At 35.3% G+C, this 20,315-nt stretch carries 19 protein-coding genes; 10 read left to right on the top strand and 9 right to left on the bottom strand.

From position 1 onward, the window contains the following. Window positions 1–24 precede the first annotated feature (24 nt). Complete coding sequence (locus G6R40_RS08895; RefSeq protein WP_165134214.1) at window positions 25–549, top strand: hypothetical protein; 525 nt, start codon at window positions 25–27, stop codon at window positions 547–549. A gap of 56 nt (window positions 550–605) precedes the next feature. Here the strand turns inward: G6R40_RS08895 and ribA are convergent, their stop codons facing one another. From ribA to G6R40_RS08855, 8 genes are all read right to left on the bottom strand, one after another. Next, window positions 606–1,202 carry a GTP cyclohydrolase II gene (ribA, locus tag G6R40_RS08890; protein WP_165134212.1) on the bottom strand — a complete coding sequence of 199 codons (597 nt, stop codon included), beginning with the start codon at window positions 1,200–1,202 and terminating at the stop codon, window positions 606–608. A gap of 17 nt (window positions 1,203–1,219) precedes the next feature. Then, the gene (locus G6R40_RS08885) at window positions 1,220–1,690 is read right to left on the bottom strand and encodes a hypothetical protein (protein ID WP_165134210.1); all 471 of its coding nucleotides are present in this window, start codon (window positions 1,688–1,690) and stop codon (window positions 1,220–1,222) included. Continuing rightward, window positions 1,687–2,301 carry a DUF4254 domain-containing protein gene (locus tag G6R40_RS08880; RefSeq protein WP_165134208.1) on the bottom strand — a complete coding sequence of 205 codons (615 nt, stop codon included), beginning with the start codon at window positions 2,299–2,301 and terminating at the stop codon, window positions 1,687–1,689. The genes G6R40_RS08885 and G6R40_RS08880 overlap by 4 nt, the downstream gene beginning before the upstream one ends. A 3-nt stretch (window positions 2,302–2,304) precedes the next feature. Beyond that, window positions 2,305–2,505, bottom strand: coding sequence for a twin-arginine translocase TatA/TatE family subunit (gene tatA, locus G6R40_RS08875; RefSeq protein ID WP_165134206.1), 201 nt, complete (start codon window positions 2,503–2,505; stop codon window positions 2,305–2,307). Between the two features lie 38 nt (window positions 2,506–2,543). Continuing rightward, on the bottom strand, window positions 2,544–4,103 hold the full coding sequence (locus G6R40_RS08870; protein WP_165134204.1) for a murein hydrolase activator EnvC family protein: 1,560 nt from the start codon (window positions 4,101–4,103) through the stop codon (window positions 2,544–2,546). Next, window positions 4,100–4,909: a DUF4292 domain-containing protein gene (locus tag G6R40_RS08865; RefSeq protein ID WP_165134202.1), complete on the bottom strand. Its 810-nt coding sequence runs from the start codon at window positions 4,907–4,909 to the stop codon at window positions 4,100–4,102. The genes G6R40_RS08870 and G6R40_RS08865 overlap by 4 nt, the downstream gene beginning before the upstream one ends. Window positions 4,910–5,023: 114 nt before the next feature. Then, a complete protein-coding gene (locus tag G6R40_RS08860; protein ID WP_165134199.1) occupies window positions 5,024–6,043 on the bottom strand; it encodes a sugar phosphate nucleotidyltransferase in 1,020 nt (339 codons plus the stop codon). Window positions 6,044–6,191: 148 nt separating this feature from the next. Continuing rightward, window positions 6,192–7,616, bottom strand: coding sequence for an oligosaccharide flippase family protein (locus G6R40_RS08855; protein WP_165134196.1), 1,425 nt, complete (start codon window positions 7,614–7,616; stop codon window positions 6,192–6,194). Window positions 7,617–7,775: 159 nt separating this feature from the next. Between G6R40_RS08855 and G6R40_RS08850 the strand changes: the two genes are divergently transcribed. From G6R40_RS08850 to G6R40_RS08815, 8 genes are all read left to right on the top strand, one after another. Beyond that, a complete protein-coding gene (locus tag G6R40_RS08850; RefSeq protein WP_165134193.1) occupies window positions 7,776–9,122 on the top strand; it encodes a dihydroorotase in 1,347 nt (448 codons plus the stop codon). Window positions 9,123–9,536: 414 nt separating this feature from the next. After that, window positions 9,537–9,956, top strand: a complete 420-nt coding sequence (locus G6R40_RS08845; RefSeq protein WP_165134190.1) for a hypothetical protein — start codon at window positions 9,537–9,539, stop codon at window positions 9,954–9,956. Between the two features lie 120 nt (window positions 9,957–10,076). After that, window positions 10,077–12,287 (top strand): hypothetical protein, encoded by a 2,211-nt coding sequence (locus G6R40_RS08840; protein ID WP_165134187.1) that lies wholly within the window; start codon window positions 10,077–10,079, stop codon window positions 12,285–12,287. Between the two features lie 19 nt (window positions 12,288–12,306). Next, entirely contained in the window at window positions 12,307–12,870 is a 564-nt protein-coding gene (locus G6R40_RS08835) for a hypothetical protein (RefSeq protein ID WP_165134184.1), read from the top strand. A gap of 202 nt (window positions 12,871–13,072) precedes the next feature. Further along, window positions 13,073–13,693 carry a lysoplasmalogenase gene (locus G6R40_RS08830; RefSeq protein WP_228455826.1) on the top strand — a complete coding sequence of 207 codons (621 nt, stop codon included), beginning with the start codon at window positions 13,073–13,075 and terminating at the stop codon, window positions 13,691–13,693. A gap of 70 nt (window positions 13,694–13,763) precedes the next feature. Beyond that, a complete protein-coding gene (locus G6R40_RS08825; protein ID WP_165134178.1) occupies window positions 13,764–14,645 on the top strand; it encodes an SDR family oxidoreductase in 882 nt (293 codons plus the stop codon). A 117-nt stretch (window positions 14,646–14,762) separates the two neighbouring features. After that, window positions 14,763–16,964 (top strand): M1 family metallopeptidase, encoded by a 2,202-nt coding sequence (locus G6R40_RS08820; RefSeq protein WP_165134175.1) that lies wholly within the window; start codon window positions 14,763–14,765, stop codon window positions 16,962–16,964. A gap of 96 nt (window positions 16,965–17,060) precedes the next feature. Continuing rightward, the gene (locus tag G6R40_RS08815) at window positions 17,061–17,774 is read left to right on the top strand and encodes an AAA family ATPase (protein ID WP_165134172.1); all 714 of its coding nucleotides are present in this window, start codon (window positions 17,061–17,063) and stop codon (window positions 17,772–17,774) included. Window positions 17,775–17,890: 116 nt separating this feature from the next. Here the strand turns inward: G6R40_RS08815 and G6R40_RS08810 are convergent, their stop codons facing one another. After that, window positions 17,891–19,261, bottom strand: a complete 1,371-nt coding sequence (locus tag G6R40_RS08810) for a phosphatase PAP2 family protein (RefSeq protein WP_165134169.1) — start codon at window positions 19,259–19,261, stop codon at window positions 17,891–17,893. 302 nt (window positions 19,262–19,563) lie between these two features. On the opposite strand from G6R40_RS08810, the gene G6R40_RS08805 reads away from it, so the two are divergent. Continuing rightward, window positions 19,564–20,268 carry an FKBP-type peptidyl-prolyl cis-trans isomerase gene (locus tag G6R40_RS08805; protein ID WP_165134165.1) on the top strand — a complete coding sequence of 235 codons (705 nt, stop codon included), beginning with the start codon at window positions 19,564–19,566 and terminating at the stop codon, window positions 20,266–20,268. Window positions 20,269–20,315 lie beyond the last annotated feature (47 nt).

The raw sequence follows: 20,315 nt of genomic DNA, 5'->3' as shown, positions 1-20,315 counted from the left end.
ATTAACAAATAAAATTTTAAAACTATGAAAAAATATTTGACTATATCAGCAATGGCAATCTTGGGTCTGGGCGCTGTTGTTAGTTGTACAACAGATCGAGAGATTGTCCATGAGGTTCCTGCTCCAGTAGATTATCCACAAGTTTATGATTTAAAAGGAGTTAATTTTACACCTGCTAATAGTTTTACATATATTCAAGGCTTTAATGCGCCATTGCTGGATCAAGATTTTGTATTGATTTACAGAAAAAAAGGAAACTTAAACAATGGTAAACCAATATGGGAGCCGATTCCTAAAACTATTTATTTAGATAACGGCGAAGAGATTGACTATGACTATGACTATTCGGTGGTAGATTTTTCCATTTCGTTGCAAGGGACTTATGATGTGACGACAACACCAGAGTTTTCTCAAAACCAAACTTTCAGAGTAATTCTTGTACCTGCAGAATTTGGAAAAGGCGTTAATTCTAACTTGTCAAAAATGAGTTATGATGAAGTTATCCAGCGTTATAAAATCGACGATTCTAAACCAGTATCTTTAAAATAGAGAAAATTAAAATACTTATAAAATAAAAAAAGCGAGAAAATGTTCTCGCTTTTTTGTTATAAATCTTGGTCGTTTAGAAGATGACCGAAAAAATCTTTTTTTGTTTTAAGATAAGACGAACTTATTTCGGTCGCTTTTATCTGTAAAGGAATTCTGGAGTTAAGTTTGATATTGCTATTTTCAACATATTTTAATTTTTCAGGATTATTGGTCATCAAATTGACTGCCTTAACGCCTAACATATTTAAAATATCAATAGCTACATCGAATTTTCTTCCATCTGCAGGAAGTCCTAATTTTAAATTAGCCTCAACTGTATCCAAGCCTTTTTCCTGTAAAGAATAAGCTTTCAATTTGTTAATAATGCCAATATTTCTACCTTCTTGACGAAGATAGACAACCACGCCACCATTGTTGTTAATGTAAGAAAGGGCCGCATCTAGCTGTGGACCACACTCGCACTTTTTGGAATGAAAAACTTCTCCAGTAATACACTCCGAATGGAATCTTACGTTGACATCTTTTGAAAAATCCGTATGTTCTGCAATAATCGCCATGTGAGGCATCCAGTCGTCTTCGCGGTCAGAAAAAGCGATAATTCTGAAATTGCCCAACTCTGTTGGCACATGGGCTTCAGCTTGTATTTTGAGCATTAAATTTTGAAAATTAATTATTTGGTACTAATAATGTTTTTGGATTCATTTTTTTCCACCGCTTCCAAAAGGCTCACATTGGTTTTAAGATTTACCAAATAGCGATTAAGGACCTGGTCGTCATCACTTTTCAGATATTTTCTAAGTCTTTGGATATTTTTGTAACTGTCTTCGAATTGTTTAAAAGATTTCTTTTTTTCTTTCTCATTAGAAGACTGTATCGCATACAGATAATTGGTTAAGTTTTGCTTCAGTTCAGCGACTTGATTGTTAACAGCAACGTTTTTGAACTTAGGAAAAGTTGACACCAAATTGGAAATAGTAGAACTATAAGAAATTCTTTCTGGAGAGAAATTTCTTTCCGTTGCCAATGCAAAATCATTGGATAAAGTATTTTCAGAATAAAAACTTGTCTCCGTAGTGCAAGATGCAAAAGAAGAAAGTATTAACAGAAAAATAAAAAGTCTAACTCCAGCCCAGCGAATCATTTTTTTTGCGTTTTTTGATAAAGGATTGGGTTAAGAGATTCGTCATTATACATTTTCATCTGTTTATACGTTTTCATCTTAACATTACCGTTTTCAATATCAATTATCAATTGGTCAATCGCTGTCATGAGATCTTTCTGCTGTTCTAAAAGTACATTTAGCTTTACAGAACATTTGGCGACATGTTCTTCTGAAGCGTCTTTACGAACAACTTCTTGGTTCATGTGATATATTTTTAAAGCTAAAATTGAAAGTCTGTCAATTGCCCAAGCTATTGTTTCAGAATTAATCCTAGCATTATCTTTTGGAGTAATATTTTTGAATTTATCTAAAAACCAATCGTCAATATTTTCTACCAAATCAGTTCTTTTTTGATTGGATAAGTCTATTCTACGTTTGAGTTGAAGAGCTTCTGCCGGATTGATATTTTCATCACGGATAATATCCTCCAAATGCCATTGTACGGTGTCAATCCAATTCTTTCTATACAAAAAATGTTCCAAGCTGTTAGTTTGGAACGGATTATTTTCTAAAGTGTCGACATGATCTAGTTGATGATAGTCTTCAATCGACTGATTAAAGATATCCCAAGCCTGTTCTGTAAAACCCATCTATTAATTGTTGGTAGAAGAGTTATTGTTGTTTTCACCCTTTTTATCTTCTTCTTTCACAGCATCTTTAAATTCTTTGATGCCTGATCCCAAACCTTTCATCAACTCAGGGATTTTCTTACCTCCAAATAATAATAAGAGTACTAAAGCAACGATTAAAATATGTTGCCAAGAAATTGCTAATATGCTTAATGACTGATACATTATTTACATTTTTTAATTCGACAAAGTTACATTATTTTTTAATACGAAACCCAACCCATTGGATCAACAGGACTTGTCCCATTCCAAATTTGAAAATCTAATGTGTAAGAACCGTCTAGACTTGTAGTAATCTCGCCAATCTGAGTTCCTGCAGAAACCGTTTGGTTGGATTTTACATTGACGTTAGAAAGATTAGAGTAAACTGTAAAATAGTTACCATGTTTTACCATCACTGTTTTGGTTCCGCCATCTACGATAATTGTTGATACAACGCCAGGGAAAACACAACGTGCTTTTGAACCTGGGCTAACAGCGATTTTGATACCATTGTTTTCTTCCCAAATATTTTTGAAAACTGGGTGTTGTTGACGTCCGAATCTGTGGGTGATATTTCCACGTTCTACAGGGAAACCGATTCGCCCTTTGCTTTCAGCAAAATTACTGCCGGCGGTTACACTTCCGACTCCAAAAGCTTTCATGGTTTTGGTTTCTGCTTCTTTTTTCTCTTCTTCCTTTTTCTTATTTAATGCAGCTTCAGCGGCTTTGGCAGCGGCTAAACGCTCTTCAGCGGCTTTTGCTCGTGCTTTTGCATCGTTCGATTCTCTTTCTGCAAGGATTCTTCTGGCTTCTGCTTTTGCATCTGTTTCTGCTTTGGCAGCTTCATCAGCACGTTTTTTTTCATCAGCTGCTTTTTTTGCAGCGAGTTCTCTGGCTTTTCGTGTTTCTTCTTCTAATGCTTTTCGCTCTTTTTCAAGGGCTTCGGCTTTAGCTTTATTTTCGGCATCGATTCTTGCTTTTTCTTTTGCTGCAGCAATTAGAGCTTGTCTTTTTCTTTCTTCTTCGGCTTTTTTCTCAGCTTCGGCTTTGGCTTTAGCAGCGCGAATTTCTTCATTAATAATTGCACGGATTTGCCCTTCCAAAGAACGTTGTTGCGCTTGTTTTTGTTTTAGTTCTGTCGTTAATTGCGTTTCGTTTTTCTTAAACTCAACCAAAAGATCTTCTTTTTGCTTACGCTCCACTTCGATGGTTGCTAATTCTTTTTTCTGGTTGATAAGAAGCTTGTCTTTTTCGTTTACAGATTGTTGTTTTTTAGCAATGTTTTTTTGAATTTCAGTGGCTTTGTTGGTGATTTCTGCCGCTTTACGATCTTGATACTCAGAATATTGTTTTAAATACTGAATACGACGAAGTGCTTCACCAATGTTTTTGGATGACAAAATGAAAGTAACTTTATTTTGTACACCTTTATTTTTATAGGCTTTAACAAGAATTTCGGCATAATCTTTACGAAGTTTGCTAAGTTCTCGTTTGTTTTTATTGATTTCGAGTTGCGATCTATAGATGTCGTCTTCTATAAAACGTTTTTCTTTTTGGGTATTGTTATAAGATTTTTCTCGTAAAGAAATTTTTTGATTAACGGCATTGAGGTATGCGAGTGACAGCTTGGACTCGTTTTTGGTTTTAGCAAGATCTGCATTGATATTTGCAATTTGCTTTTTGATATCAGCGTTTTGCTTTTGTAGCTGTTCTTTTGTATTTTGGCCGAAAATGCTTCCGAAAAATAAGATGCTTAATAGAAAACTAATCTTCTTTATCATTTAATCGCGGTCTTTTTATAATTATTAGGCACCGAATATGGCGTTGCCATTTTGGAAAAATCAAATTTCGTGTTTTCGATTAAGATTTGGTCGGTTTTCTTTCCTTTTATAATTATTTTAACATTTTTTGGGAAAGCGATTTCTTCAACTTTTCCCCAGTTATTATAATAAACTTCTAATAGATCCTTATTCGTTAGATTATTTAGACTCACTTTAATAAGATTCAAATCTTCGGAATAATCATTTTGGATAGCATATTCATTAAGGATACCGTCAACCTCGATTTTGATATTTTTTTTTGAATTAAGGCTAAAACCTTTTGCATTTTGAGTTAGTTCAAAATCTTGTTCGTTGATTGGTGTGAAGGTTTTACCAATTAATAAATTTTGCAGAGATGTATAATCGATAAAGTTGACTTTTAATAAATCATTTAAATACGAAAAATCCGAATCGATGTAGGTTTTATTATAACTTTCGTAGGCTTTGACTCCATCGGGCGTTGCTATACCGCGTGCAACATTTATGAAAAGTGCAGCCATATTCATCCAGACTTTTTGCCCGTTCTCGATATAAATAGTTGCTGAAATTGGTGGAATAAAACTGCCGTTTTCAACATTAATTTTGCTATTAATTTTTACTTGCTCAAAAGCGGGTTTTTCAGCAATTTTATTGAAAAATACTTTGTTGGATTTAATAGGTTTTGTAGTGCTTATGGGCGTGGTGGCTGTCGTCTCTGTTGCCGTTTTTTGAGTATGGCAAGCGGATAATACCGAAGCTGCAAGTATGATAATTCCTAACTTTTTCATTTTGAATTTTTAATAGGCTTTGCAAAATTAACGCCAGATGGCGATAAATATTTTGAGATTCAGTCTCTTGTTTTTCAGAAACTAAATCTCAAAATAATAAAAATGTTGATTTTGTTAATCTTTTGAAAAGAAATCCAAAACGGAATAGTCCCCCAAAGAAATCTCTCTGGCAACACCAAAATATTGTGCCGAGTTACCAATCATCGAGTTGGAAAGATTGCCGTGATCGATAATTGTTTTTTCTTGTATTAAAGAATTGTCTATATTGGAATTAATAACTTTGGTTCCATTTCCAACAGATACATTGGGGCCTATTTTAGAATTGCTGATCTCAACATTCTCACCAATGAAACAAGGTTGGATAATCAATGAGTTTTCGATTTTGGCACTGCTTGGATATTGCGCCATACATTCTTTTTCGTATTCAAGAATTTTGCTATTGGTTTCTACAGTAGCGTTTTTGTTACCACAATCCATCCAATCGTCAACTTTCCCAAGCGTGAATTTCGCGCCTTTTTGACGGAGATTTTCCAAAGCAGTTGTTAATTGGTATTCGCCACCAAATTTTATATCATTATCCATGATGAAGTTGATTTCTTCCATCAACTTTTCAGCATTGCTAAAATAATAAATACCAATGATCGCAAGGTCAGAAACAAATTCTTTTGGTTTTTCTACAAAATCTGTGATGAAGCCATATTCGTCCAATTTTACAACGCCAAATGCGGATGGGTCTTCAACTTTTTTCACCCAAATAACGCCGTCCGAGTTTTTATCTAAAACAAAATCTGCACGGAATAAAGTGTCTGCAAAAGCCACGACAACATCGCCTTTCATAGAAGCTTCCGCACATTTTATGGCATGTGCCGTTCCTAGAGGTTCATCTTGTACATATACGCTGCCTTTGGCGCCAAGGCTCTCGGCAATTTTTATTAATGATTCCTTTACTTCGTCGCCAAAATCGCCGATAATGAAAGCGATTTCATCAATAGATTCTCCAGCAACTTTGGTGATATCTTCAACAAGTCTTTGTACAATAGGCTTGCCTGCAATTGGAATTAATGGTTTTGGAACAGTAAGTGTATGTGGGCGAAGTCTAGATCCGCGTCCAGCCATAGGAACTATAATTTTCATTATATAAGGTGTGTTTTGTTTTTTTAAGTTATGAGGTGTAATAAATGTTTTTACACAATAGATAATTTTTCAAATGTAAAAATATAAGATTTGTAAAGCAAATCATTGGCTTTAATATTTAGTAAAGTGTTGATTGTGATTATTAAAATTATCTTTTTATTAGTTGTAGAATCATTTTTTTTTCAGAAACCAAAATGCTTGTGATAAATATAATTAATAATAAATTGCTCAGCCATACATTATAATCAAAGTATTTAACAATGATGAAACTGAAAATGCCCAACATAACTAAAAATAATGTCATTTTTTTTATGCGATAAGGGATTGGATAATATTTTTGACCGAGTAAGTAGGAGGTAATCATCATCACAAGATATGCCCCGAAAGTTGCCCAGGCAGAACCAATCATACTTTGGTAATGGACTAATGCTAAATAATTAAATCCAATATTAATCCCAGCGCCCGTCCAAGAGATTATCGTTCCCATGCTAGTCCTGTCAGTTACTTTGTACCAAGTTGAAAAATTATAATATATCCCAAAACAAAGATTAGCTATTACAATAATCGGGATAATGTCAATAGCAATCCAATAGGAGGTATTTGGGATAAATAATGTCTTCAACCAAGAAATGTTGGCGATGATGCCTAAGGCGACAATAGAAGCGAAGAACGCAAAATATTCCGCAACTTTAGCATAAGTTTTTGTAGCATCGCCTTTGTCCATTTGTTTGAAAAAGAAAGGTTCAATCCCCATTCTGTAAGCGGTTACAAAAAGCGTCATCAAAACTGCTAATTTGTAGCACCCGCCATAAGCGCCAGCCTCCATGTCCGAAATGTGATTTCTTTGGATAGTTTTGTCAAAGTTTTCGTTCACCATAAAAGCCAGTCCAGCTAACATCAATGGAAAAGAATATGTAATCATTCTTTTAAATAAAGAAACTACGAACTGAAATCTTACTTTTAAAATAATAGGAAATAAGAGTAAAACGCCTAAAAAACTTCCAGCTAAATTACTAAAGAAAGGGAAGTCAACATTGTTATTCAACCCGATGCTTTTAGAAAAACTTTCAGGAATCCAAAAAAATAAAGCCGCAGTGAAAACCGCTTGAAATACAGATTGCACAACCCGCACTACCGAATATTTTATCGGCATATTGTTAAACCTTAACCAAGCAAAAGGAATCACTAGAAGTGTGTCAAAAAATGCAATTAAGGCAAACCATCTAATGTATTCTGGATTGTTGCTGTAACCCCAGTAATCGGCAATAGGTTGGTTGAAAATATAACAAAGAATTAAAAACATACTCGATGTTGCAAACAAAAACCAAAAGGAGGTGTTGAATGTTTTTTTCTCTTCACCTTTCTCCGCAGAAAATCTAAAATAAGCCGTTTCAAAACCAAAAGACAACACAATATTCACAAACGAAATAATAGCGTAAAGCTGTGTGAACATTGCAAATCCTTCGTTCGGAATTTTGTAAATAAGAAGCGGATTCAGGATGAACAAAATAATTCTCGGTGCAATTGCGCCAATACCATATATGAGGGTTTGTGTTAAAAGTTTCTTATACAAAATTGTTTTTTTGCAAATGTAAATATTTAGTTTTTCATAGTGGCAAATCGGTTTTAGTCTTTTTAAAACTCTAAATTTGCAATGAAATAAATGTGAAAATCAGAATTTGGAATCAGTTTTTCTAATTTCTCAGTCTAATCTTTAATTTTTAGTATAAAAGTGAAAATTCTAATTAAAAATGCTCAAATCGTCAATGAAGGTCAAATTTTCGAAAGCGATTTGTTGATAGAAAATGATATTATTTCGAAAATTGCTGAAAATATTTCCGAGGAAAATATTGAACAAATAATTGATGCTTCAGGAAAATTCTTACTTCCAGGTGTTATCGATGATCAGGTACATTTTCGTGAGCCAGGTTTAACCCATAAAGGCGATATTGAATCTGAATCTAAAGCAGCAATTGCAGGTGGAGTTACCAGTTTTATAGATCAACCAAACACGGTTCCGAATGCGGTAACTCAGGAATTATTGGAAGAGAAATATCAATTAGGTGCAGAAAAATCTTACGCGAATTATTCTTTCTCAATGGGCGGAACCAATGATAATTTAGAGGAAGTTTTAAAGACCAATCCGAAAAATGTGGCGGCAATTAAACTGTTTTTAGGTTCTTCCACTGGAAATATGCTAGTGGACAATCCCGAAACTTTGGAGAATATTTTTAGCAAAACCAAAATGCTGATTTGTGTTCATTGCGAAGATGAAGATACTATAAAAGCCAATACCGAAAAATATAAAGCTGAATATGGTGAAGATATTCCAGTGAAATTTCATCATTTAATTAGAAGTGAAGAAGCTTGTTATAAATCGTCTTCAAAAGCAGTTGAGTTGGCGGAGAAAACAGGTGCTAGATTGCATATTTTCCATTTGTCAACAGCGAAGGAAACGGCTTTGTTCAGAAACGATATTCCTTTAAAAGACAAAAAAATTACGGCTGAAGTTTGCGTTCATCATTTAACATTTACCAATGATGATTACGAGACCAAAGGAAGTTTAATTAAATGGAATCCTGCGGTGAAAACGCAAAAAGACAAGGATGGACTTTGGGAAGCTCTTTTGGATGATAGGATAGATGTTGTGGCTACAGATCACGCGCCGCATACTTGGGAAGAAAAACAGAATGTTTATACAAAATGTCCTTCTGGAGCGCCTTTGGTGCAGCATTCTTTAGCGGTGATGTTGGAAAATTACCACAACGGAAAAATTTCTTTGGAGAGAATTGTAGAAAAAATGTGTCACAATCCTGCTATTTTATTTCAAGTAGAAAAAAGAGGTTTTATTAAAGAAGGTTATAAAGCAGACTTGGTGTTGGTAGATTTGGATAATCCTTGGACAATAGCAAAGGAAAATATTATCAGCAAATGCGGTTGGAGTCCGTTGGAAGGAACAGAATTGAAATCTAAAATTACTCAAACATTTGTTAATGGGCATTTAGCTTACGATAATGGTAATTTCTCTCTTATTAAACATGGAGAAAGATTGTTGTTTGATAGAAATGTAAATATTTAGCATGACTCAGTTGAATTGATAAATCATAAAGAACCGCATCAAAAAGATGTGGTTCTTTTGTTTAAAGCTAGATTTTGATGGGAAAATATAATGTTTTTTTTGGTTTTGATTAATTTTATGAAAAAGAATAATATAATGAGTTTAATATGTTAAATTTGGCTTTGCTATTTTAATATTAATAATTATTCACTTTAAATATGAGTTTATTTGTAATTTTTTAGTAATTTTGCAGATTAGCATCAGCTAAGATATTGTTGTTTCCTGCCAAAATTATCGATTGCAAATCCTTTATTTTTTCCGAAGAATTTTGTCCTTCGCATTTTTTGGCTCTTTATTCTTTTTAATTTTTCTTTTCTTTTTTCTAAAGATATTACGCTAAAGGACTCTGCTTTTATTTACGTGAAGGGCGATGCTATGATTGTGATAGCTGATATGGATTCGCCTGAAGGAAATCGCATCACTATAGTTTCTAAAGATTTTGAGGAAAGAAGTAAGAAAGAATCGAAAATAGAAAAACAAGCAGGAAAAACCATTCAAGAGCTTGCCAAATCTAAAGTTCCTAAGATAAAAAACCAGCAACCGAAAACGGTTGAATATGTTTTTAAAAATAAACTTCCGATGTCTAACGATCAAATGACGGCCGGAGGCAAGGTTAAATCTTTAAGCTTCTCGCCGCGTACGGAAGATTTAGTGGGTACAAAGATTATATTTACGTTTTCTCCAAAAAAAATCTTTGTGGAGAAGAAAATACAAAATAGTAAATATTCGTTTCATATTTTACAAAAATTATCCTATTTCTTTGCGGTAAGACCTCCTCCTTATTTCTTTTCATAATAGTCTTAATTTGTTTTAGACACAGATAAATTAAGTTACGCAAAAACAAGATGCGAGGTTTTGTTATGCGTTTTTATGATGAAAAATAGAAATAATTTTAATTAATCAAAAAATTTAAATATGAATATAACTAAACTATTTACTAGTATAGTCGCGTGCTTTCTGTGTTTTTTTGCAGCAGCACAACAAGATGGGAAATTATACCTGTCATTGGCTTCTCGTGGAGCTGTATATGATATAACAGGATTGCCAAGTACTTTTCCTACAACATCAGTTTTTTCACAAACAACAGCTAACCATATTTCAAATTTGGGAATTGGGTACAAACCAGCTCCAAGTACAGATACGAATCTCTATTTTGTACATTCTAATACTACAAATAATAGCGCTGTATATTATTCGGGAACAGCTTCAGGAAGTACCTTGCCTACAGGAATTGGAGGGATTGCCGTAAACAATGCTCCTGGATCCTACTTTGGGTATGTGTATGGTTTCGCTACAGGTTCAAAAAACTTGTATAGAATTCATCCTAGTGCACCATCTCAAGCCGTTACTGGAGATGCTGATTGGACTGATGGAGCAATCTTTGGGACTGATACCTTTTTTGATGTTGATAATAATATATACACATTCATCCAAAGAAGTGGGAATACCTATTTATACAAAATTAATTTAACTTCACGAGTTGCTTCCAAAGCACTCACCCTTTCGGGAGATATCCCAAGTGCAATACAAGGGATGGCCTATCTCAATGGTTATGTATATTTATCTACTTTAAATAATACTAATGACGCTGGTAATGTCGAAATTCGAAGATTCAAAATGACGGATGGTATCGTAACTTTAGAAAGAACGTATTCAGGTCTTGGTTATTTAAATATTGATCTGGGAACAGTGCCTTATTACAAACCCTGCGAAAAGCAAGAAGTAATCTTCACCGAAGATTTCGGCCAAACTACAGTTAGACAGCCATCGCCCTATATGGTTCATGGTGTTGGGCATTTTACATTTGCAGATTATTTAGCGATTCCTCCAAGTCAGTATAACACACAATTGGCTAATGTTGTGGGCTATATAGAAAACGGATATTATGCCGTAGTAGCCCCGAAAAGAATTCAGGATGGGCATTCCATTTTTAATTACGGATTTAGTATTTGGGGGACAGATGCTAATGGAGATACCTTTAACGATCATACGGGAAATGCCGATGGGGCAGCCATGATTATCAATGCAGGAGAAATTTACGCACCTATTTATAAAAGAAAAAGTACAGTAGATGTTATTCCGGGTAATTATTATAAGGTGAGCTACTACGCTTACGAACGTTATGATGGTGCCTCTATCAATGTTCAAATGATGAGCGGTTCTGGAAATACCGTTCTTGGACAAAAAATGATGGAACTTACAGGTAATGGCGACAGAACTTGGAAGAAATACGAAGTGGTATTTCGGGTGCCACCAACATGTACAACGGGTGATCTAAAATATTATGTTTCGTTAGTTAATGGTCGTAAAGGATCAACTAATAATGACTATGCTATTGATGATATTGTGTTTGAAGACTTAGGTTGTTCTTATTATGAAAACGATTCCGTTTTGTTGAATTGTAATCCTACAGCAGAACCAATTGCCGTTACCGATTATAAATACAACCAGCCTTCTGGTCCTGTGACCATCAATGTTTTGGAAAATGACAAACTACACAACGGAGCGCCTGCAACACCCGGAAACGTTATCTTCAGATTCTTTGGGATAAAAGATGTTATGGGACAATATGATAACCCGCAAAATACAGATCCATATTATACAGTTCCAGGTGAAGGGACGTGGCGCTACAATCGGGCAACTAGTTTTGTAACCTTTACACCACTGTCTACATTTACCGGAAATCCAACGCCGGTTACCTACACTATTTTAGACAAAACCTTAGCGCTTAATGGATCCAATCAGGGTGATGAGTTTTATCCGGGATCCGAAAGTAATATTGCACAGATTATCATTACCTATCAAACTGCATGTTACAACGAGGTGGTCAATGTATCGCCGGGTATCCCAACCAAGCATGGTATTACATTGCTCAACAGAGCTGGTTCAGAAAATGATAACTGGCCAATGGTGAGAACTTCTGGCTTCACTGTTGTCGAGTCCAATAACAAAGGATTTGTACCAACACGTATGACCAAACTTGAGATCGAAGGTGATGGCGGAAGTACGCCAAGTAAAATAACGCATCCACAAGAAGGAATGATGATTTATGATACCACAGATAAGTGTCTTAAAATTTATGATGGTACAAAATGGAGCTGTTTTTCAACACCTTCTTGTCCTTAATTTTTAAATTAAATTAACAATGAAAAATTTATTTATAGCATTATTTGCAATTTGTTCGTCATCTGCTTTTGCGCAAGTCATTATTGGAGATGATGCCGGAACCACTACAGACAAAACATCTGTATTGTTAGAGTTTGCAAAAAACAGCGATACGCAACAAAATAATAAAGGATTGATTCTTCCTTATGTACAAAATCTACCAACAGGAACCAATGTTTCCGAAGGTACAATTCTTCTTCATGCTGAAGATAATGGCACAAAATCCAGAATGAAGTTCTATAACGGAACAGCATGGGTGGATCTTAGTGGTAAAGATGCTAATATCACATCTCTGCTAAATATCCAAAACGGAAAATCCGAAAATGCAGATGCAAAAGTAATTGTAGGAAATAACCAAACCACCGCAAAAGGGGCTTTTGTTCTTGAATCCAATACCCAAGCCATGATTCTTCCCATTGTAGAAGATGTGAATAACATCCCAAGTCCATCACCCGGAATGATGGTGTACGTAAAAAAACAAGGTGCCAAGAGACTTGCCGTGTATAACGGAAGCGTATGGTCTTTCTGGCGTATGAAATATTAATGAAATTTATTTAAAGAGGCTGTCTCAAAAGTATCCTTTCTCTTGGACTCATGTCTGACAGACTTTGTCATTTAGGAGATTCTTAGAGCGTTAGTTTACCTTTTGAGACAGCTTCTTTTTTAATCCTTGAAGATGAGGAGTTTTCGGTCTATTGAAAACAGAGTGTTTATAATTTGTATTTTTACTTGAAACGAAACGGATTATGAAGCGCACGGTTTTACTCATACTGCTTTTGGTATTTTTCTTAGCTGATCTATATTTTGTTGGATCACATCAGGAGAATTTCAGGTTTTTCACCAAAATAATGCTGCTGCCTTTACTTACTTTATATTATGTATTGGAAGTTAAATCCCAAAAAATGAAGCCGAATACATGGTTTGTAGCAGGATTAGTCTTTAGTTTTTTTGGCGATTTATTTCTGCTGTTCAAATGGGGATTTCTTTTGGGATTAGGGAGTTTTCTATTGGCTCATGTATTTTATGTGATTTGTTTTATCAAGCTTAAAATCAAAAATGCTTGGGGATTTTTACCATTTATAATCGCTTATTTATTAGGTTTGTTTTGCTACTTGTTTCCGCATTTAGACGAAATGAAAATTCCCGTTATCTTGTACGGAATCGTCATCTCCGCAATGCTTTTTACCAGTCTTAGAACAGGAAAATCACTGCTGATAGTTAGTGCGTTGCTGTTTGTCATTTCCGATTCAATTCTTTCTATTTCCTTATTTGTGAATTCGAATGTCGTTCTCCAACTTTTGGTGATGCTTACTTATGTTGCCGCTCAGTTTCTTTTGGTTCTTGGAATGTTAAAATCTACAAAATAGATATTCATTACATTCTATTTTATAGGACTTTCCAAAAAATTCTAAGTATTTTTACTGAAAACATTTTCTTATGAATTTATACACACAACCTATGCTTCGCGAAGGAGCGTTACAAGATAAAGTAGCCATTGTTACAGGTGGTGGAAGCGGTTTGGGCAAAGCGATGACCAAATATTTCCTTCAGTTAGGAGCAAAAGTAGTTATCACTTCCAGAAATTTAGATAAATTACAGGCCACTGCTAAAGAATTAGAAGAAGAAACGGGCGGTAAAGTTTTATGTGTTTCTTGTGATGTTCGAAATTGGGACGAAGTGGAAGCCATGAAAGAAGCTACGCTAAAAGAATTTGGTAAAATTGATATTCTATTAAATAATGCTGCAGGAAACTTTATTTCACCAACTGAAAGATTAACGCATTCCGCTTTTGATTCTATTTTGGATATCGTTTTAAAAGGAACCAAAAATTGTACGCTTTCTATCGGGAAACATTGGATAGATACCAAATCTCCAGGAACGGTTCTTAATATTGTTACTACGTATTCTTGGACAGGCTCAGCGTATGTGGTGCCTTCTGCCTGCGCAAAAGCAGGTGTTTTGGCTATGACGAGAAGTTTAGCAGTGGAATGGGCAAAATATGGAATTCGTTTTAATGCCATTGCTCCAGGACCTTTCCCAACAAAAGGAGCTTGGGATAGACTTCTTCCTGGCGATTTGCAAGAAAAATTCGATATGCGTAAGAAAGTTCCTTTAAGAAGAGTCGGAGAACATCAGGAATTAGCCAATCTAGCGGCTTATTTGGTCTCAGATTATTCGGCTTATATGAATGGGGAAGTGGTAACTATCGACGGTGGCGAATGGTTGCAGGGCGCAGGTGAATTTAATATGCTCGATCAAATTCCTACGGAAATGTGGGATATGTTAGAACAAATGATTAAAGCTAAAAAAAGTAACTAGATTATATTTATAATAATTTAGAGTAAAAACCTTTTCAGAAACGAAGAGGTTTTTATTTTATCTTTTATTCCTGTAACTTTCAGAGAATTTTACAGACCAATTTTTTAAAATAATCATATGAAGATAAGATTTGTTTCCAAACTTGTATTAGCTGCAGGTTTTTTAATTTGTTCTAATACAAATGCGCAAACCAAAAGTATTTACGACTACAAAGAAGCTTTTAAAGAACCATTTTATACATCCACCGGAACAGATTTCCGCTCGGCAAGTGGACAGCCTGGGCCGAAATATTGGCAGAATTCGGCAGATTATGTCATCAATGTTGCACTCAATCCCGAGAAAAAAGAAATTACAGCTTCACAAGAAGTAACATATGTTAACAACAGTCCTGATGAGATGAAATTCGTTTGGATGCAGCTAGACCAAAATTTATTTAAAAAAGATTCGCGAGGAAGTGCCATGATCCCGATGAGTAACTCCCGCTATGGCGACAAAGGTCAAAGTTTTGACGGCGGTTATACAATAAAATCTGTGAAAGTTGATGGGCAAGTCGTGAAGTACAATATCACCGACACAAGAATGCAAATAGATTTGCCAAAACATCTTAAAGGACATGGTGGTAAATTAAAAATCGCAATCGATTATTCATTTGTTTCACCAGATTATGGCTCGGACAGAATGGGCGTTTTGGAGACTAAAAACGGTAAAATCTTTACCATGGCACAATGGTTTCCGAGAATGGCGGTTTATGATGATATTTTGGGCTGGAACAATTGGCCATATTTGGGCGCAGGAGAATTTTATTTAGAATACGGAAATGTGGAAGCGAATATCACCGTGCCTTCTAATTTTTACGTTGTCGGTTCTGGCGAACTTCTGAATCAAAAAGAAGTCTATTCAGTGGAACAAAATAAACTTTGGGATCAAGCTAGGAATAGCGACAAAACAGTGGTGATACGTTCCGCAGCAGATGTTAATTCTGCTTCTAAAACAGCTTCAGGAACCAAAACGTGGAAGTTTAAAATTAATCAAACCAGAGATTTTGCTTGGGCAGCTTCGGCATCGTTTATTATTGATGCAGCAAAAATTAATTTGCCTTCCGGGAAAAAATCTTTAGCCATATCCGCTTATCCTGTGGAAAGCGATGGGCGCGAAGCATGGAGTCGTTCTACAGAATATACAAAAGCATCTATCGAGCATTATTCTAAACAATGGTATGAATATACATATCCAGCAGCAACCAATGTTGCGGGTAACGAAGGCGGAATGGAATATCCAGGCATTGTATTTTGTCATTTCACCTCGAAAGGAAGTGAGCTTTGGGGCGTTACCGATCATGAGTTTGGACACAATTGGTTTCCAATGATTGTGGGATCTAATGAGAGAAAACACGCTTGGATGGACGAAGGTTTTAATACCTTTATTAATGATATTTCGACAAAAGAATTTAATAAAGGCGAATACCATCGCGAACGCCCTCTCAGAGCGATGGCGTCTTATCTCTTCAGTGATAAATTGGAGCCTGTAGAAACACCGCCAGATAACATGAAAGAAGCAAGTATTGGCGCTTTGGCATATTACAAACCTGGCGCGGCAATGACGGTTCTTAGAGAACGTGTCCTCGGGACAGAAAGGTTTGACAAAGCTTTTAGAGAATATATTGATCGTTGGGCTTTCAAACATCCAGTGCCAGATGATTTCTATAGGACAATGGAAAATGTATCAGGAGAAGATCTTGGTTGGTTTTGGAGAAGTTGGATTCAGAATAATTGGAGATTGGATCAGGCGATTACCAATGTCAAATATGTTAATGGTGATGCTAAAAACGGCGCAATTATTTCAATTGCCAATTTAGAAAAAATGCCGATGCCAGTCTTTATGGAGGTGAAATATAAAGATGGAACAAAAGAAGCTATTAATTTGCCGGTTGATATCTGGAGAAGAAATGTGGAATGGACTTTTACAGCGCCTACAACAAAAGAAATTGCTTCCATAACGATCGACCCTGACGGGACTTTGCCAGATATTAATATTAGCAATAATGTTTTTAGAATGAGCCAAATGGCTAGTGAAAAAATTAATATTAATGATTTTACTGGCGATTTTACAAACCCTCAGATTCCTGTGAAATTTGTGTTGAGTTCTCAAAATAATATGTTGACGGCGAAGATGGGAGAACAACAATCTTTTCCATTGAGTTATGATGGCGACAATGTATTTGTCTTTGATGAAGCAGACATTAAAATTAAATTCGCGAAAGACAAAAAAAGTTTTGATCTCACACAGGCAGGCCAAGCTTTTACTTTTACTAAAAATTAACAAGATTAAACCCCAAATATTTAAAGACAGTTTCGGCTGTCTTTTTTTGTATAGCCTTTGTAGGAATTGATTAATTTTGTGAAACTAAAAACGCGTATGAACATTTTAGATCTTTTAATTGTTGACCGAGAACCTATTGATTGGGACGATGTTATTTTGAACGATGACAACAAAAAAGAAATCGAACAATTGATGAAAGAGTTTCGATACATCGATGTTCTTAAACAATACAATCTGCCTGTCAATAACAAAATTTTGCTTTATGGGCATTCTGGTTGTGGGAAGACGATGACTGCGAAAGCAATTGCCACAAAACTTAATAAGCCGCTTTTTATTTTAGATCTCAGTACTTTTGTATCGGCAAGAATTGGCGAAACCGCGAAAAATATTAAAATGGTTTTTGACAAAGCTGAGCGAGAACGCGCTGTTTTATTTTTGGATGAGTTCGATTATGTCGGGAAAATGCGTGGTAACGATGATAACGATGTTGGCGAAATGCGTCGCCTCGTTAATGCGCTTATCCAGATGATCGATCAATTCCCAGAAAAGGCGATTCTTGTGGCAGCGACCAATCATGTTGAGGTTTTGGATATCGCTTTGTTCAGAAGGTTTCAAGTGAGAATCGAGTATGACATGCCGACTGATGAGGTTTTGGATCAATATTACGATTTGCTTATCGCGCGTTTTCCACAAAGCTTGCAACAGATTTCCAGGAAATACAACATCTCTTTTGCAGAAGCCAAAGATTATACTTTTACGTCGATAAAATCAAAGCTTATCGCAGATTTGGAAGATGAGATTTTGCAATAAAAAAGTTAATGTTAATAAGATTTTTGTTGAGATTAACCTAAAAATAGCGTTATATGTTTTTTTAATAAAGAAGCACAATCCATATTCAGATCGAGTTTCTTTATTTTATTTCATTTTTAAAAATATGCAGTAAGTTTTAAACCCAAACTTACATACGAAATATTTTCTCTTGACGAAGAATTGTTCAGTTCATTCGCTAATTCAATTTCATCAAGAACAGGTTCTTCAAATTCATAAGTGATTTTGGAGGAAGTTCTATAAAAATCGGCATAGCCAGTTAAACCAATTTGAGAATTAAATTTATAGGTCAAATCTATGCCAGTCCCAAATCTAAATGCATTAGAGGGAATATAACTTGCTAAATGGAGGTTTTGTTTTTCAGGCGTTTCGTCCATATCGTTGAACTCTGCATAGATTTTTCCAGTTGCCGCTTTAGAATAACCAGCGTTGGCTTTTAGTTTTAACTGAACATCCTTGTTGATATCGTAAGCGAAATAAGGTCCAACCGAAAAATTTAGTAGACCAATTGACTCTGTAGTCAAGCTTAGGTTTTGTATGTCAGGATCGTCAGTCGGAAGGCTTACAGCGCGTACTGGAAATGTGTTGAAGGACATTTCGCCACCCACACCCCAATGTTTATTAAAAAAATAAGCGCCTTCTAGTCCGGCTTCAAAACCAATTGTCTTGGATTGACTAAGGCCAGATTGTTTTAAAAATTTTGTGGTAGAAATGGACGCTCCCGATTTAAGAGCCAAAAATGAAGGATTGTCATTGCCTTCAATACGATTTAGGATACCGATATTGTCGCCTTCGTTTTTATAAATTTTATTAATGAAAAAATAGGCTAGCTCCGAGGATAAAATTCCGATTCCTGCACCAGTGAGAATGTCTGGAAGCCAATGGCGGTTGTTGAGGCTTCTGCCCAATCCTGTTGAAGCTGCCGCGCTGTAACCAGCAATGCTGTATGCGGGATTCGCCAGTCCATACTCTTTATGTAGAAAAGTTGCATTAGTGAATGCCATAGCCGTGTGTCCGGATGGGAAAGAGTTGTTTTTAGAACCATCGGGACGCTCTACTTTCGCGGTGTATTTTATAGCATTCACCAAAACACCCATAATGGCTAAACTTGTCGCGTATGAAATTGTAGCTCTACCGATGTTGTTGCGTCCTTTTACGCCCGCAAGTTTTAATCCATATACTGTTGCGGCAGGAGCGTATTGTAAATAATCATCATAAGGCACTTTAAAATTGGGAAGATAGCGGTTCCTGTATTCGCGGATGTTTTCTCGCTGATCCCAAGTTGCAGCTGAGGCTACAAATAAAATTGTTGGGGCTATAGAACGTTTTACCCAAGGGTTTTCGAAAAAATTCTTAGAAGAATTATCAAATTTTTTTGTTGAAAAATTAGAATTGTTGATGCTGTCTTTAACTTGCGCGTTCGATAGCAAACAATGACAAAAGCTAATAAAGAATACTGCTTTTTTCATGAGGTTTTCAGGGTTTTAGTTTAGTATAATTTGAAAATAATGAATTATTATTAATTCAAATGATTTAGTTGGTGCGAATTTATAAAAAAATAAAAGAAAAAGTGTGCTGATAAATGGAAACTCCTAAGCTTTGGCCGAATATGAATGAAAATTAAAGGAATGTATTGTAGGTTTGAAAATAAAACTATTCTTTAGAATCTAGAAAATTTAATTTTAAAATTTGTAGTAAGACCGTTTCTGTAATAAATGATAAATTTGCGGTCATTATTTAATCAGTTATCATAAAAATATAAAATTATCATATGAAAAGACAGACTATCGCATTATTTTGCATAGCATTATTGAGTGTTTCTTGTAATAAAGAAAGTAATAAGCAAGACGGCACTAAATATAAAGATGACCAAAAAGCTTCTTATTATATAGGTTTGAGTATTGCGCAAAACATGAAGCAGGAGGGTTTTAAAGTAGATGCAGACCTTTTAGCCAAAGCAATTAAAGAAGAAATGGATGGTAAAGAGAAGACTTTGCCAGCTGAAGAAATGGATGCTTTTATGATGAGCTTTATGCAGAAGCAAAACGAGAAAAAACAGTCTGCTGCATTGGCGAATGCAGATGGAAATAAGAAAAAAGGAATTGATTTTCTTACAAAGAATAAAACAAATCCTAACGTGAAAACTACAGCTTCTGGTTTGCAATATGAAGTTTTGCAGGAAGGCGATGGTAAAACAAAACCTAAAGCATCGGATGTTGTACAAGTAAAATATACTGGAAAACTTTTAGATGGAACGGTTTTCGATTCTACGGATAAAAACGGAGGTGCACCTGCGGATATTAATTTAGGAGCCGTCATTAAAGGTTGGACAGAAGGTATTCAATTGATGAGTAAAGGGGCTAAATACAGATTTTATATTCCTGCAGAATTGGCATATGGCGATCAAGGCGCTGGAGATGCAATTCCGGGCGGTTCTACCATTATTTTTGATGTAGAATTGATGGGAATTAAATAAGCCTACTTATAACTTTAAAATTAAAAAAGCAACAAGAATTTCTCTCG

The organism is Chryseobacterium sp. POL2, assembly GCF_011058315.1.
In the GTDB taxonomy this organism is placed as follows: Bacteria; Bacteroidota; Bacteroidia; order Flavobacteriales; family Weeksellaceae; genus Soonwooa.
The sequence above is the reverse complement of the archived record's forward strand: the minus strand, read 5'-3'. Positions and strand labels throughout refer to the sequence as shown.